Annotated in this window: 14 protein-coding genes; 1 reads left to right on the top strand and 13 read right to left on the bottom strand. The window is 38.3% G+C overall.

The window, feature by feature from the left end; all coding sequences use genetic code 11:
* Window positions 1-29: 29 nt before the first annotated feature.
* The 8 genes from ACSYTJ_RS03420 to dnaE all read right to left on the bottom strand — a co-directional run bounded on the left by ACSYTJ_RS03420 (window position 30) and on the right by dnaE (window position 9,626).
* The gene (locus ACSYTJ_RS03420; RefSeq protein WP_491716226.1) at window positions 30-758 is read right to left on the bottom strand and encodes a pseudouridine synthase; all 729 of its coding nucleotides are present in this window, start codon (window positions 756-758) and stop codon (window positions 30-32) included.
* Window positions 759-760: 2 nt separating this feature from the next.
* Entirely contained in the window at window positions 761-1,291 is a 531-nt protein-coding gene (gene scpB, locus ACSYTJ_RS03415; RefSeq protein WP_491719484.1) for an SMC-Scp complex subunit ScpB, read from the bottom strand.
* A 10-nt stretch (window positions 1,292-1,301) separates the two neighbouring features.
* The gene (locus tag ACSYTJ_RS03410) at window positions 1,302-2,018 is read right to left on the bottom strand and encodes a segregation and condensation protein A (protein ID WP_491719483.1); all 717 of its coding nucleotides are present in this window, start codon (window positions 2,016-2,018) and stop codon (window positions 1,302-1,304) included.
* Window positions 2,008-2,370 (bottom strand): hypothetical protein, encoded by a 363-nt coding sequence (locus ACSYTJ_RS03405; RefSeq protein WP_491716223.1) that lies wholly within the window; start codon window positions 2,368-2,370, stop codon window positions 2,008-2,010. Before ACSYTJ_RS03405 ends, ACSYTJ_RS03410 begins: the two co-directional genes overlap by 11 nt.
* A gap of 24 nt (window positions 2,371-2,394) precedes the next feature.
* Window positions 2,395-3,282, bottom strand: a complete 888-nt coding sequence (gene xerD / locus ACSYTJ_RS03400; RefSeq protein WP_491716222.1) for a site-specific tyrosine recombinase XerD — start codon at window positions 3,280-3,282, stop codon at window positions 2,395-2,397.
* A gap of 4 nt (window positions 3,283-3,286) precedes the next feature.
* Window positions 3,287-4,171 (bottom strand): CvfB family protein, encoded by an 885-nt coding sequence (locus ACSYTJ_RS03395; RefSeq protein ID WP_491716221.1) that lies wholly within the window; start codon window positions 4,169-4,171, stop codon window positions 3,287-3,289.
* A gap of 163 nt (window positions 4,172-4,334) precedes the next feature.
* Complete coding sequence (pyk, locus tag ACSYTJ_RS03390) at window positions 4,335-6,092, bottom strand: pyruvate kinase (RefSeq protein ID WP_491716220.1); 1,758 nt, start codon at window positions 6,090-6,092, stop codon at window positions 4,335-4,337.
* A 153-nt stretch (window positions 6,093-6,245) separates the two neighbouring features.
* On the bottom strand, window positions 6,246-9,626 hold the full coding sequence (gene dnaE / locus ACSYTJ_RS03385) for a DNA polymerase III subunit alpha (RefSeq protein WP_491719482.1): 3,381 nt from the start codon (window positions 9,624-9,626) through the stop codon (window positions 6,246-6,248).
* 125 nt (window positions 9,627-9,751) lie between these two features.
* On the opposite strand from dnaE, the gene ACSYTJ_RS03380 reads away from it, so the two are divergent.
* On the top strand, window positions 9,752-9,937 hold the full coding sequence (locus ACSYTJ_RS03380; RefSeq protein ID WP_491716218.1) for a DUF2929 family protein: 186 nt from the start codon (window positions 9,752-9,754) through the stop codon (window positions 9,935-9,937).
* Window positions 9,938-9,978: 41 nt separating this feature from the next.
* Here ACSYTJ_RS03380 and clpB read toward each other — a convergent pair whose 3' ends face one another.
* From clpB to rpoD, 5 genes are all read right to left on the bottom strand, one after another.
* Entirely contained in the window at window positions 9,979-12,570 is a 2,592-nt protein-coding gene (gene clpB, locus ACSYTJ_RS03375) for an ATP-dependent chaperone ClpB (RefSeq protein WP_491720116.1), read from the bottom strand.
* Window positions 12,571-12,677: 107 nt separating this feature from the next.
* On the bottom strand, window positions 12,678-13,922 hold the full coding sequence (pepT, locus tag ACSYTJ_RS03370) for a peptidase T (protein WP_491716217.1): 1,245 nt from the start codon (window positions 13,920-13,922) through the stop codon (window positions 12,678-12,680).
* Window positions 13,923-13,937: 15 nt separating this feature from the next.
* A complete protein-coding gene (locus ACSYTJ_RS03365; protein WP_491720115.1) occupies window positions 13,938-14,738 on the bottom strand; it encodes a Nif3-like dinuclear metal center hexameric protein in 801 nt (266 codons plus the stop codon).
* Window positions 14,725-15,432 (bottom strand): tRNA (adenine(22)-N(1))-methyltransferase, encoded by a 708-nt coding sequence (locus ACSYTJ_RS03360; protein WP_491716215.1) that lies wholly within the window; start codon window positions 15,430-15,432, stop codon window positions 14,725-14,727. Before ACSYTJ_RS03360 ends, ACSYTJ_RS03365 begins: the two co-directional genes overlap by 14 nt.
* A 99-nt stretch (window positions 15,433-15,531) precedes the next feature.
* Window positions 15,532-16,638 carry an RNA polymerase sigma factor RpoD gene (gene rpoD / locus ACSYTJ_RS03355; protein WP_491716214.1) on the bottom strand — a complete coding sequence of 369 codons (1,107 nt, stop codon included), beginning with the start codon at window positions 16,636-16,638 and terminating at the stop codon, window positions 15,532-15,534.
* Between the last annotated feature and the right edge of the window lie 11 nt (window positions 16,639-16,649).

Here is a 16,649-nt window from a genome sequence, read left to right as displayed (position 1 = left end):
CATAATTTAAAACCCAAAAGTCAAATATATTACTTTTCGGTCATTTCAAAAAGTCGATCCACTTCGACCTTCTTAAGGGCTCGATATTCACCTGGCTTTAAGTTGCCAAGGGTCAAAAAGCCGTATTGAACCCGACTCAACTTCTTGACTGGATTCCCAATTGCTGCAAACATTTTTTTAACTTCGTGGTTGCGTCCCTCATGAATCGTCAATTGAATGACCGCATTCTTAACCTGGTATCCATTTACTGCTTCTAAGACCTTAGTCTTAGCTGGAGCAGTCTTTTTACCATCAATCATGACCCCTAAACGAAGCTTCTTTAACCCTTCATTAGTGGGCATCCCAGTTACCTTTGCAACATAAACCTTATTAATTTCATATTTGGGGTGGGTCAAACGATTATCTAAATCACCATCATTGGTCATCAACAATAACCCAGCAGTATCATAATCGAGCCGTCCAACTGGATAGATTCGTTCACTAACTTCCGGGAAATAATCCATAACCGTTTTGCGATTTTTTTCATCACTAACCGTTGAAACAACTTGGCGTGGCTTATATAGCAAATAATAAACTGGTTGTTCACGACTAATTGGAACTTCATCTACTTGAACTTCATCACTATTTTTAACCTTAGTTCCTAATTCAGTTACAACCTTACCATTTACTTTGACCCGACCAGCTTTAATGATTTCTTCAGATTTACGTCTTGACGCAATCCCTGCCTTAGCCATTACTTTTTGCAATCGTTCTGCCATTTTTAATCTCCTTTTAAATCAGTATCCAAATCCATTGGGGGGAGTTTATCTAGACTGTCCAACCCAAATAAATTTAAAAATAAAACAGTAGTTCTATATAGTGGCGGTCCTCCAGGAACATCTTTTTTGCCAGCCACCTCAACTAATCCCTGTTTTAATAATTTTTGGATAATTGCTGAACTGTTAACCCCTCTAATATCATCAACTTCAACCCTAGTGATCGGTTGATTATAGGCAATAATCGTTAATCCCTCTAAGCTAGCTTGGGTCAGCCCCGTTCGATCACTATCACCATAAAATCGTTTTAAATCATCATTGAGAGCCGCTTTAGTCGTAATTTGGTATTTTTGATCAAAATGAATTACTTGTAACCCACAATCAGAGTCACTTTGATACTTAAAGGTCAATTGTTCGATCAACTGCTGAACTTCCGTGCGATCGATCGACAGGTACTTACTAAGTTGAGCTACTGAAATTCCTGTATCACCCGTTACATAAATCAAAGCCTCCACGCGCGCTAATTTACTGCTCATTCACATCACCTCACCGTTTGGAAATTTTAGATTGATGGTTCAATTGAAAGACCTTCACCTGGTGTTGTTTAATCAGTTCCAAAATTGCTAAAAACGTTGTAATTAAAGCCTCTAAATTCGACTGGTGTTTAAAAACCCAGTCTAAATCCAAGGCCTCGTGATTAGTTAAACTATCGTTAACCCATTGAATTTGTTCTTCAACAGAGTATTGCCATTCACTAACTTCAACGATTGCATCTTCAGCATCAAAGTGATTACTGATGACCCTTTGAAATGCATTTTTCAAAATTTGCAGATCAAGTGGATCATGCGTTTCAATTAACCCATTAACGTAATTAGGGACGACCTCTGCGCGAGAATGCAGCTTGGCACGATCATTGTAGCGATGCTTTAAGTCACCAGCACGTTGCTTATAAGCTTGATAGACGATCAATTGATTGACCAAATCATCCCTGGGATCATCTTCTGATTGTAAATCACTATTTATCGGCAGTAACATTTTAGACTTAATCGCCATCAAATTTGAAGCCATTACAAAATACTCACTAACTAAATCAATATTAAATCCCTTCATTTGATTTAAATATTCAACGTATTGGGCCGTAATAGATTCAATTTGAATATCGTAAATACTCATCTTAGATTGCTTAATAAGGTGCAATAATAGTTCTAATGGTCCATCAAACTCATTCACATGGATCGCAAATTGCTCTTGATCATTGTTCATCTCTAGCCTGCTCCCAAGCTTCACAAATTTTTGCAGTATCCAATGATCCAACGATTTTTTTATCTAAATAAATTTTTTCAAGTTCATTTAACATCTTAAAGCAATTATCCATTGTAAATAACTCTGGAACCAATACGATTCTTCTCACTAACACATTTTGTTTTTTATCTTCGACCCCTAACAGGCCCGACCAATTATCATTTTGGTCCTTCCATAAATAAAAATTACGATCATCTGAATCATCATACCATTCGATTTCTTCAGAAATCCGTTCCATTTTATTCATATTTGGAGCGAGTGATAGGAGATCATAAACAATTTTTTGATAATCATCTTTGTACTTCAATAACATTTTAAATAAATCCTCTTTATTAAATTACTTTCTGGGGTGATATTTTTCATAAACTTCACTAAGGTGACTATGAGAAATATGGGTATAGAACTGCGTCGTTGAAATATCTGAATGCCCCAGCAACTCTTGGATGATTCGTAAATCAGCCCCGTTTTCTAAAATATGAGTTGCAAAAGAATGGCGAAGGGTATGCGGGGTCACATTCTTTTTAATATCTGTTTGGGCAACGTATTGTTTAATCTTTTGCCAGATGCTTTGCCGACTGAGCCCGCCACCGCGTGCGTTCAAAAACAAGTAATTCGAAGCTTGCTTGCCCAATAGTTGGGGCCGACTAGTCTGTAAATATCGTTGAATCCACTCGATCGCAACGGTTCCAATCGGAATAATGCGTTCTTTATCTCCCTTTCCGAGGGTTTGAATCAATTGCATATCCAAATGAAGATCCGCTAACTTTAGCCCCACCAATTCACTGACCCGCAAACCAGTAGCATACATTACTTCTAAGATCGTCCGATCACGAATTCCATATTTATTCGTGGTATCAGGCTGTTGTAACAATTGATTGATTTCCATCTCGGTTAAAACATCGGGAAGGTGATAATCAGGCTTAGGCATATCTATTTTTAACATTGGATTAACATCGACGTAGTGAAACTGCATTAAAAATTGATAAAACTCACGCATTGCGGAAATAAAGCGGGTCACAGAACTTTTAGCTTTCCCCAATTTTTGTAAATGAGCAATGTATTCCAAAATCACATTTTGGTCTACAGACCGCCAATCCAAAATATTGTGTTGCCTTAAAAAAGCAACCAATTCTACAATATCTTGTTTATAACTATTAATAGTGTTGTTCGCCAACCCACGTTCAACTAACATGTATCTTACATACTCACTCACTAGCTGATCCATTAGATCACTCCACGTCTTTATTGATACCTAATTCTGTTAACTTCAAGTATTGTTCATCTTCAGTTACTAGCCGTTGCTTTAATAGCGACCCAATCGCACGTTTGAACTGTCCCTTACTAATGCCAAAAAATTGCTTGATTGCTTTAGGATCACTCTTATCAGTATAAGGCAACTGCCCATCCTCATTACGCTTTAAAACAGCAAAGATCATTGCAGCGTCACCACTGATGGCTTCATAAGCACGCGGCTTCAATGATAAGTTCAAAGAGCCATCAGGATGAACACCAATTACGCGTCCTGATACATGTTGGCCCAATCTGGGTTCGACTTCTCGTTCATTCGGATGAACAAAACCAAGATGATAGTCATCAGTAATTACTTTAGTCCCAGCTAGCTTATCACGATAAACCGTTGCCTTTACGTTTTTATTCATCATCTTATTACTTGCTGGCTTAGCGATTGCGTTAAATATCTCTTCATCAGCTAATTGCCCCCAAATTCGACCCTTTTTATCCACTTTTAAGGCAATCATCAAATGATCACCAACGCTGGGCCAGATAGAACGAATCGTCGGTAAATCGTCTAACGAAACGGCAACATCCTTATTGGATAATCCAATATTAACGAAAATCCCTAAGTCATGCTTAAAACCGACCACTTCTCCAAACGCATAATGATCAATTTGCGTCTTCGGGACCGTTCTGGTAATTTGCATTTTATGGGATTCGTTTTCATAGGTAAACCCCTTAAAATTACTCCCCAGTTTAAGTGGTTTGTTAATTTCTTGTTTATCTAATTGAAAAGTGGCTCCTTCAATTTGAACAAAATAAAATTTGTCGTTTTCATCAGTTACTTTCCCAGAAGCAACCCTTCCAATAATTTGATTCATAGCGAACCTCACTTCTTTTTTACGTTATCTAACAGATTATACACTCTTTAAATAATCATTTCACTCTAATTTAATTATAGCTTTTTGCACCCTAAATGGTCAAAAGAAACAAAAAAGTCCGCTCCATTCGGAACGGACTTTTTAAATTCAGATTAATTAATTATTAAATTGAGCTTGAAGCACCATGGTAAACGATACCACGACGAGCATCAACAGTAATTAATTCACCATCGGAAATCTTTTCAGTAGCATTTCCAGCACCAACGATAACAGGAATTCCCATTGAGATTCCTACAACCGCAGCGTGTGAAGTTAATCCACCGTTTTCAACGATGATTGCACTAGCCTTGTTAATAGCTGGCATGTAATCTTTGTTAGTGTTCTTAGCAACTAAGACACCACCATCAGTAGCCTTGCTATTTGCTTCATCAGCATTGTTAGCAACAAAAGCCTTACCGATAACAGTCTTGTCACCAACACCTTGACCTTGGGTTAACTTAGATCCGATTAATTGAACCTTCATTAAGTTAGTAGTACCACGATCACCAACTGGAACTCCAGCAGTGATTAAGATCAAGTCGCCTTCCTTAGCTAAACCAGTTTCAACAGCCTTGTTAGCTGCTAAGTCGAACATTGCATCAGTACTTGATGGTTGTTCAACTACGATTGGGTGAACACCCCAGTTAACAGTTAAACCACGACGAGTACGGTCATCGAAAGTTAATGCAAGAATGTTAGCATCTGGGTGGTACTTGGAAATCATGCGAGCAGTGTAACCAGTAGAAGTAGTGGCAACAACAGTCTTGATACCAAGATCCTTAACCATTTGAGCAACGGTGTGACCTAAGGCTTCAGTAACGTCACCGTTCTTAAAGTCTGGGCGCTTACGACCGTATAGGTTAAATACGTTTTCAGCCTTAACGTTGATCTTGCTCATTGCTTGAACAGACTTAACTGGGTAGTCACCATTAGCACTTTCACCTGAAAGCATAGTAGCATCAGTACCATCCCAAACAGCGTTAGCAACATCAGAAACTTCAGCCCGTGATGGACGTGGGTTTTCTTGCATGGAGTCTAACATTTGAGTAGCAGTGATAACTGGCTTACCCATTTCGTTACATCTGTCAATTAAGTGCTTTTGAACCAAAGGAACGTTTTCAAATGGAATTTCAACGGCCATGTCACCACGAGCGATCATTAAACCATCTGAAACCTTCATGATATCTTCAAAGTTGTCGATACCTTCTTGTGATTCAATCTTAGGGAAGATTTGAACATCTTCCATGTTTTCTTCTTCGAGTAACTTACGGATGTCAAGAACATCTTCAGGCTTACGAACAAATGAAGCAGCAATGAAGTTAATTCCGTGTTGACAACCAAAACGAATGTCACTAGTATCCTTGTCAGTAATACCAGGTAAGTTGATTGATACACCAGGTGCGTCAACGGTCTTACGTGAACCTAACACAGCATTGTTTTGTGCAGTAACAACTAATTCTTTATTAGCTGCATCCTTTTCATCAACAACAGCATCTAAGATACCATCATCAAATAAAACGTGTCCACCTTCGTGAACATCATCAAATAAACCAGGGTAAGTAACAGCGATCTTATCCTTAGTCCCTTCAATAGAAGCATCCATTGAGATTCTAAATTGATCACCTGTATGGAAGTCAAGCTTGCCACCTTGTTGAACAGTGGTACGGATTTCAGCACCCTTAGTATCAAGCATGATTCCCATTGTCTTTCCAGTTTGCTTTTCAGCTTCGTGCACGATGTTCATCCGACCTAAATGTTCTTCGTGGTCACCATGTGAAAAGTTAAAACGGAAAACGTTAGCTCCGGCCTTCATCAACTTAATAATAGTATCAAGATCAGTACTAGCTGGACCTAATGTACTTACGATTTTAGTCTTCTTCATAAGTTAAACTCTCTCCTTTGATTTTGCGCAAATTAACTAACTAATCAAAAACTAGTGAACTAATTTCCACATATTGGATTACACAAGTATTGTATCACTTTTAATGATTTATGTCTGCTTTTAACTTTGTTTTTTATTGGCTTTACATTATTTTTAACGTTTTTGGTAGACTACGTTTTGGTTTCCCAATAAATTTCGAAGATGCGACTGAATTACACCGTCATCACTAAGTGAAAACTGTGGATTTAATAACTGCCGTTTATTTTGTTCTGCCCAATATAGCACCACTCGATATGGACCAGGATTTGATTTAATCAGTTGATTCAACTGATTCAAAGTGTTCATTTGATTATTCTCAGAATTAATTCTTAAAAAACAAATTCCAGCTGGTTTATTATTATTAGGTCGATGGTTTAAGTCGCTTTGCACATTTGCAGCTGATTGAATTTGATTTGCGATCAACTGTAGTTGCTCACCATTGCGCAAGTCAACTCGTCCATTAATCAATAGTACCCGTTGTGCCACGAGATGTGCTTTAACCTGCCTATAGACCTTAGGGAACACCACGATATCCACTTCACCAATTGGATCACTACCGTTAACAAAGGCCATTGGATCGCCTTTTTTCGTCCGAATCGTCCTCACTTGGTTAACGAACACCAATATATTGACCGATTGATTAATATATTGGGGCAGGTCATTTACATGCTTGGTTTGGAATTGATTACTAACCGCTGCGAACTGTTCAGTTGGAAAACTTGATAAATAGACACCCAAATATTTTTGTTCATTCTCCAAGAGCTCTCCCATTGAAAACTCATCGCGATGTTTCATGATCGGTGCAAGCGTGTCCAACAGGTTAGTACTACCTCCACTTAGTTTTAAGTACTGAATAAATTCATTTAAAGAAGCAATTAATTCAGAACGATTCAAGTTAAAACAGTCTAATGCCCCTGCATAAATCAGCGGTTCAATTAGGGCTGGTTTCAAAAACTTGCTGTCTAAACGGGATAAGAAATTATGAAGGTTCGTAAAGATGCCACCCTGTTCGCGATTTGAAACAATATTAGTAATTAAATCACTACGTACGGTTCTCACCGCTGCCAACCCAAAAACAATCTTGCCATCTTGTAAACTGAACTCCCGATTACTAAGGTTGATATTTGGTGCTAGGATTTCAATTTGATGACTTTTGGCCTCAAGTAAAAACGTCCTGGTCTTTGCTTTGTTTCCCATTTCAGCATTAAAAATCGTCGTAAAAAACTGTAATGGATAATGCACCTTAAGGTAAGCTAACTGAAACGCCATCTTACTATAGGCGACCGCATGCGATTTATTAAAACCATAACTAGCGAAACGATCAATATAGTCGAACGTAATGTTTGCAACTTCTGGTGTAAAACCCCGTTGCTTAGCACCAGATATAAATTTGACCCGCATCGAATCCATTACGGACTGTTTCTTTTTACTCATCGCACGCCTTAAAACATCTGATTGACCAAGGGTAAAGCCCCCCATCACGGAAGCGACCTGCATTACTTGCTCTTGATAAACAATAATTCCATACGTCGGCCCTAAAATCGGCGCCAATGCACGATCAGGGTAAGCAACTGGTTTTTTGCCATTTTTACGTGCCACAAATTCATTAATATTTTGCATTGGTCCAGGCCGATATAATGCATTGACGACGGCAACTAGGTTAAAATCAGTTGGTTTAACCTGCCTCAAAACATTTTTAATCCCACTGGATTCAAATTGAAAAATACCATTTGTATCACCATTTTGAAACAGTTGCAGTGTTTTAGCATCGTTAATATTAATTTGATGAATATCAAAATTAGGATCTGTCGTTCGATGGATCAAGTCGATGATCGATGCCAAAAACGATAGATTCCGCAATCCAAGAAAATCAATTTTCAATAACCCAACTTCTTCAGCATAGTTCTTTGAATATTGAGTCATTAAAATATTATTTTTTCCGTTCTGCAGGGGCGTAGTGTTCACCAAAGGTTGATTACTTAAGATGACCCCAGCCGCATGGGTTGAAAAATGACGAGGCAATCCCTCTAATTTTAAAGCTGTTTCATAAATCAAGCGGTTCAAAGAACTCGTATTCACAATATTTCTTAATCCTTGTGATTTCTCATAGGCACTTCGTAAGCTAATATGAACTTCACTTGGAATTGCCTTACTCCATTGGCTCGCATGGTCGTTGCTAACACCAAAAGTCCGATTGATGTCTTTTAAAACTTGCTTCGCACCAAAAGTATCGAACGTAATGATCTGAGCGACTCGATCGTTACCATACTTATCATGAACATAGTTAAGGATCTCATCTCGACGGTCATCCGGAATGTCCAAATCGATATCAGGCATTTGGGCCCGTTCTTCATTTAAAAACCGTTCAAATAATAAATCATACTGAATTGGATCTACATCGGTAATTGAAAGTACATAAGATACCAACGAACCCGCTGCAGATCCTCGACCTGGTCCAGTAGTAATGCCAACTGAATGGGCATAATTAATTACATCCCAAACGATCAAAAAATAATCAGCAAACCCCATTCTAATAATGACTGATAACTCATGGTCTAGTCTTTGTTGATAGTCTTTAAAGCGCTCTTTATCAATATGCCCTGCATCAAATCGACTCTTGAGCCCTGATTGACAAAGAAGTTCAAGATATTGTTTAGATGATTGCCCCTCTGGGGTCGGAAAGGTTGGTAATTGGGTGGGCTTTTTTTCAATTTTAACTTCACAGTGATCAGCAATTAATTGGGTCTGCTCCATTTCAGATTCTAAGCCCCTTAGATGATACTCCCGTTCAACCATTTCAAGTGGTTTTAACCAATTTTTACCGGTTTGATTCTGCTTGGCAGGTGAAAAGTTAACGCTGTTGCTATCTCCAATCGCACCGAGTACTTGTTTTGCAAAGTAATCCTCAGAGTCAATATATTCAACTGGGTCGATTCCAACTAAATTAAGGTGATATTGAGCACCAACGGATCTAATTTGGCTAACTATTTCTGATGGTAAAGTGGAGGTGATTGCTAATTTTAAATTGTTCAAATCAACGTATTGACGCCAGATATTAATTTCATTTGCCACCGCATCATTATTCCCCAGTAAATTAATTAACTCACCATTATTGGGTAAAATAACAAACAAATCTTTCAAAAAAGCCCCAATTTGATTAACTGAAATCAAGTTATTGGTCTTTGCCGTTTGAATCAACGTTGATATCCGCATTAGGTTTTGATAACCGTTTTGATTTTGAGCTAACAGCGTCACCGGAAATGAATTTAGCGGTTGCACAATTCCCGCAAGCGAAACGTTCATCCCGATGATCGCCTTCATCTCGGCATTGCGACATGCATTATAAAATTCAACCGCCCCATACATCACATTATTATCGGTAAGTGCTAACGTTCGATAACCCCGTTGTTTAGCAACGTTAACCAAACGATCAATTGAAATCGTACTTTTTAATAAACTATAGCTACTGACTACTTGAAGTGGTACAAATCCCATGGCAAACATCCTTTCTCTTCAATTATCTTAATTGGGAACGGGCAAGTTTTCAACAAATAGCATTGGTTTTAAATTGTTTTTTTCTTAAATTGTGATAGAATGCTAGTTAATGCGAGGTGGATAATATGCGTTCTTTAATTGCAAATCTTACTGTTATTTTCTGGGCATTCATTTTTGGGGATGTCCTAGGATACATTAATTCAGCATTATCAGGCGTTACTGTTAACTACGTTGGTGTTGGAATCGTTGCTGCCGTAGTAGCTATAATTGCCGTTAATGGAATTAATTTACTATCAGATAAAAAAATTTAATAAAATAAAAGCTGCTGACTAAATGGTCAGCAGCTTTTATTTTATTCTGCAGTTGACTTAAAACTAAGTTGGTTATCAGCTAAGTCAATTTGCACCTTGCTATTCGGCTTAATTTGGTTTCCGATAATTTGTTTAGCAAGGGGAGTTTCAACATTATTTGTAATAAATCTTTGTAATGGGCGTGCACCATACTGTGGTTCATAGCCTTGCTTTGCAATCCATTGCTTTGCATTTTGGGTAATCGATAGTTGAATCGATTGTTCAGCTAATCGTTTAGATAATCCGTTAACGATTTTCACAACAATTTGTTCGACATCGTTTAAAGAAAGTGGCGTAAACATGATTTCAGCATCAATACGATTCAAGAATTCAGGTCTAAACCGACTCTTCAATAGTGATTGAACTTGTTGTTTAGCATCAGCATTAATATGACCATCCTTATCAGTTCCACTTAATAAAATATCGGATCCCAGATTAGAAGTCATGATCAAGATGGTGTTTTTAAAGTCAACGGTCCGCCCTTGACTATCAGTTAACCGACCATCATCTAAGACCTGTAATAAGATATTAAATACATCTGGATGAGCTTTTTCAATCTCATCAAACAATACGATCGTATATGGATTTCTCCTAACCGCTTCGGTTAGTTGGCCTCCTTCTTCATAACCTACATATCCAGGAGCAGCACCGACCAGTCTAGAAACTGATTCCTTTTCCATGTATTCAGACATATCAATTCTGACCATATGGTCTTCGGAATCAAAAAGGTCTTCAGCAAGCGCCTTAGCTAATTCAGTTTTACCGACCCCAGTTGGTCCTAAAAATAGAAATGAACCCAATGGCTTGCTTGGGTCTTGTAACCCTGCTCTTGAACGAATGACCGCATCTGCGACCGCGTTTACAGCTGCATCTTGGCCAATCACCCGCTTGTGTAAATTATCAGCTAAGTGTAACAGCTTTTCACGTTCACCCTGCACCAATTTATTAACTGGAATGCCAGTTTGGCGACTAACAACATCCGCAATTTCATTACTAGTAACTGACTCTTCGACCAACCAGTCCTTAGAATGATCTTCGGATTCCATTTGATTAAGTTCCGATTCCAATTGCGGGATTTTACCATTCTTTAGTTCGGCACTTTTACTATAATCATAATTGCTTTCAGCTTGTTTTAACTCATTTCGAGCTTGATCTAATTGCCGTTTCTTTTCACCCAGCTTATTAATCGAGTCTTTTTCACGTTGCCAACGTGCGTTCAATCCATTCACTCGTTCACGAGTATTTTCAAGCTGGGGCTTTAATTCAGCAAGTCGCTTTTTAGAGGCCTCATCAGTTTCATTTTTAAGGGCAGCTAATTCGACTTCTTCTCGCATTAACTGACGATTAGATTGATCTAATTCAGTTGGGCTCGAATTCATTTCGACCTCAATTTTTGATGAAGCTTCATCAACTAGATCGATCGCCTTATCAGGTAAAAAGCGATCCGTAATGTAGCGATCTGAGAGTTTAGCAGCAGCAACTAGTGCATTATCATGGATGCGAACACCATGGTGAATTTCAAGACGTTCCTTAATTCCACGAAGAATGGTGATGGTATCATCCACGCTAGGCTCTTTAACTAATACGCGTTGAAAACGCCGTTCAAGCGCCTTATCCTTCTCCATGTATTGACGGTATTCATCTAGGGTGGTAGCACCAATTAAATGTAATTCACCACGTGCGAGCATTGGCTTTAAGATGTTTCCAGCATCCATACTTCCCTCGGACTTTCCAGCCCCCACAATGTTATGAATTTCATCAATGAACATGATGATTTGACCCTCTGATTTTTTGACCTCTTTTAAGACTGCTTTGAGCCGTTCTTCAAATTGGCCTCTATATTTAGCCCCAGCAATTAAAGAACTCATATCAAGCTCAAAAACCGTCTTATTTTTAAGGTTTTCGGGAACATCGTTCACTGCGATTCGTTTAGCTAATCCTTCTACGATTGCTGTTTTACCTACCCCAGGATCTCCAATTAGAATCGGATTGTTCTTAGTCATTCTGGAAAGGATTCTGATAACATCTAGAATTTCTCCATCCCGACCAATAACAGGACCTAATTTACCAGCTCTCGCTTCGGCAACTAAATCTACTCCGTATTTCTTTAACGCTTGAAAATTATCTTCTTGATCCTTAGACGTCACTTTTTCGCCTCCCCGAATTTTTTCAACTTCATTTCTAACCTTTTGTTCGGTAATGGAATGTTGCTTTAAATAATCAGATAGCTTTTCTCCATTTATCTGCATCAAAGCAATCGTTAAAGTATCAATTGCAACGTATTCATCACCTAGTTCAGTTTTAACTTGGTCGGCTTTTTGCAATAAATCATATAACTCACTACTTAGTCCTTGACCATATTTAACGTCACCCTCAACGGTCGCAATTTGATCAATTTCTGAATCGATTTCTTGTTCCAGTTGCTTAACATCCAACCCTAAATCGGCATAAATTTGCCGTCCTAATTCACCAGGTTGAATTAAAAATTTAAATAATTGGGGAATCCCAATCTGTTGTTGTTTTCTAGTAATTGTAATTTTTTGTGCTTGTGCCAAAGCTTGTGAAACTGCTTCAGTTAAATTATCTGGATTCAAAATATCACTCATTTCCATACTAAAATAATTATGAACTCATCTAGAGTTCATAATTATCATATCAGAATTAATTTTAAATTTGAAATAATTTGACCAATTTTGACCAATTATTGTTTAGCAACTAATGATGCAATTTCCAAGATCACATCGACAGCGCGTTCCATTGTTTGCTCAGAAATATACTCAAATCTACCATGCATATTTTCGCCACCCGCAAAAAGATTCGGGGTCGGTAATCCCATAAAGGAAATCTTAGAACCATCAGTCCCCCCACGGACAGGAAAGATCAATGGTTTAATATCTTGATTTTCCATTGCTTTTTTAGCAATGTCCACTGCTGTCATGTCGTTCTTTAAAACATCAGCCATATTATAATATTGATCCTTAACAACCGCTTTTACTCGTGGCGTGTCAAATCGTTCATTAATATTAGCAGCAATCTGTTCAAATAAATGCTTGCGTTGTTCAAAACGATCATGATCATGATCACGAATAATGTAATCTAACCTTGCGGAATCAGGCGTCCCACTCATTTTAAGAAGGAAGAAAAAGCCTTCACGACCATCAGTTAATTCTGGTCGATCATGTTTTGGGAGGGCATCTTGAAACTCGATCCCTAATAATAATGCATTCACCATTACCCCCTTAGCTTCACCTGGGTGTACATCGGTTCCAGAAATTGATACGGAACCAGTCGCAGCATTAAATGTTTCATATTGCAAGTCGCCTAATTGACCACCATCAACTGTATACGCAATTTCAGCTCCAAAGTCATCAACATCAAAGTGATCAGCTCCAGTCCCAATTTCTTCATCTGGACCAAATGCCACCTCGATCTCACCGTGCTTAATTTCTGGATGGGCAATCAAGTATTCCATGGCAGTCATAATTTCACTAACCCCTGATTTATCATCTGCCCCTAACAATGTATTACCATCAGTAGTAATTAGTGTTTGGCCTGCATACTTTTTTAAACTGGAAAAAACAGCTGGGTCTAAAGTGTATTTTCCTTCTGGATCAAGCTTGATTACTGAATGGCCATCATAGTTCGCTACAATTTGAGGCTTAACATTTTCCGAATTAAAATCAGCAGTATCAACATGTGAGATAAAGCCGACCTTAGTCGTTGGGTAATCAAGATTGGATGGCAATGTTGCAAAAACATAGCTACTTTTTGAATTCGTTCTGACGTTGCTCAACCCAATTGTGACTAATTCTTGCTTGATTTGGTTCAAAAAGTCGACTTGCCGTTGGGTTGAAGGTGAAGTAGTCGAATTTTCATCGGAACGAGTGTTAATCTGAACGTATCTTAAAAAACGAGGGATTAATGAATGGTACTGATTTTCTGTCATTATATTCTCCTTAAATTAAATAAAAGTATATGGATCTGTATTCACTTGCGATTGAATTACATCAACTTCCCAGTTATTTTGAGCAGCCCAATCTTCAAACAGTGCTGCTAATTTCGGAATGCAGATTTTTTCAATATTATGCCCTGGATCAACTACGCTCAGTCCAGAAGATAGCATGTCATGGCCTGTATGATAGTAAACATCCCCAGTAACATAAACATCTGCGCCTTTATCCAACGCATTTAAATAAAATTTACCACCGTCACCACCAAGGATTGCAACCCTTTGAATCATTTTATCTGGGTGGTTAGATACTAATCGCAGTCCGCTAATATCAAAAATTTGTTTACAACGTTTCGCAAAATCAATCACCCGCATCGGATTGGCTAAATTACCAATTCGTCCCATGCTGAACTGATTCGACGGGGTGCCGAGTTCAACTAATCCAATCGTTTCATTTAAACCGATCGCCGTTGCTAGCCAATCGTTCATCCCGCCTTTGGCATCATCTAAATTAGTGTGAGCCGCATAAACTGTGATATCATGCTTAATAATTTGTGCATACATTTCATTTTGGGGATTTGTAAGGTCTAAGTTCTTAGCAGGCCGAAACATTACGGGATGGTGTGCAAATATAAAATCAACATCGTGGGCGATGGCTTCTGCCACTACTTCAGGCCTTACATCTAGCGTTGTCATTACCCTTTTCACCGGCCGATTTAAATCACCAATCTGTAATCCAATTGGATCATGAGCAACCGCAATGCTCTGAGGAGCAAACTGTTCAAATCGTCTTACTAAATCAATTCCGCGCATCTTTTAAAACCTCCTGGATTTCATTAATTTCAACTTTTAATCGTTCAATCCGATCCAATGGCGGCACCTTTGCTAATTGCATTTGTTGAAGTGCCCGTTGTAAGCGCATGATTTTATCCCGCCATTTTTCAGTAAATGCTTCATTTTGCATGTTGATCAAAAAGGGGCCAAACATTAACTCCCTCGGTGTGTAATCAATTTTTTTTACAGCCTTGACCGCATTAATAATTTCATAGATGTGATGATCTTCCTTTAATATGTTCTCATGAACGATTTGGTATTGATTATCGGCCAACCACTTGCGCACATCAATTGCATCAACATTAGGCTGTAAAATTAATTCAGGAAAATTAACTAATTTAGCCTTCCCTTGTTCTAAAATTTTAGCAATCAACGAACCGCCCATCCCAGCAATCGTAATCGTATCAATTTGATCAGAATCTTTAATTGCTGCGAGCCCATCCGCCAATCGGGGCATAATCACATTACTTAACCCCGCAATTTTAATTTCATGTTCAGCATTACTTAATGGCCCCATTGCAACTTCACCAGCAATTCCAAATGATATTTTTCCCGCCTTTGCTAGGTAAATTGGTAAATACCCATGATCGGAGCCAATATCAGCTAATCGACTCCCGTTTTTTACATACTGTGCAACGTTCATTAACCGTTGCGATAAATTATTTCCGTCCAAAATGATTACCCCGTTACAATTATTTAATATTTAAATTATAGCAAAATAAACAATAAAATAAAAAAGAAGAACCAAAATGGCCTTCTTTTCGTATTTATATTATAAGAAATCTTTTAGTTGCTTACTTCTAGATGGATGTCTTAGCTTTCGAAGGGCTTTAGCTTCGATTTGACGAATTCTTTCCCTAGTAACACCAAAGACTTTACCGACTTCTTCTAGGGTTCTAGTTCGGCCATCATCTAATCCAAACCGTAATCTTAAAACGTTTTCTTCCCGATCAGTAAGGGTGTCCAAAACGCCCTCTAGTTGTTCCTTTAGTAGTTCATAGGCTGCATGATCAGCGGGACTAGTGGCATCTTGATCCTTAATGAAGTCCCCTAAATGAGAGTCATCTTCTTCACCGATTGGCGTTTCAAGCGAAACTGGTTCTTGCGAAATTTTCAAGATTCCACGAACCTTGGAAGTTGGCATATCCATTTCAGCACCAATCTCTTCAGGGGTTGGTTCTCTGCCAAGGTCTTGGAGTAATTGTCTTTGAATTCGAATTAACTTATTAATCGTTTCCACCATGTGGACTGGAATTCTAATTGTCCGAGCTTGATCAGCAATCGCACGGGTAATTGCTTGTCTAATCCACCATGTTGCATAGGTGGAAAACTTAAATCCCTTACGGTAATCAAATTTTTCAACTGCCTTCATTAGCCCCATGTTTCCTTCTTGAATCAAATCAAGAAATTGCATGCCACGACCAACGTAACGCTTAGCAATCGAGACCACCAATCGAAGGTTAGCTTCAGCTAATTCTTGCTTAGCTTCTTCGTCACCGTCTTCGATCCGCTTTGCTAGTTGAATTTCTTGTTCACCCTTTAAGAGGGGTACTCGACCAATTTCCTTCAAGTACATCCTAACGGGATCATTAATCTTAACACCAGTGGGTGCAGATGCACTATTGCTTAGTTCTTTTTTAGTAACATCCTTTGCTGCTTTTAACGCTCTAGGATCTGGATCCCCATTTTTATCAACAACACTAATTCCTACATCTTCAATTTTTTCTAGTAGCTTATTTGAAGATGCCTCGGTTAATTTAAATGGAACGATGATCGTATCATTTAATTCATCGTAGGTAATATGTCCTACTTTCTTATACTTTCTAACTAATGATTTTAATGATTCTTTGTATTCTTCTGTCTTTTTACTATCAGCCATTTAAAAAGCCC

Source organism: Nicoliella sp. ESL1113, from assembly GCF_058509245.1.
Note: the sequence above shows the minus strand (reverse complement) of the source record. Positions and strands in the feature narration are given on the sequence as shown.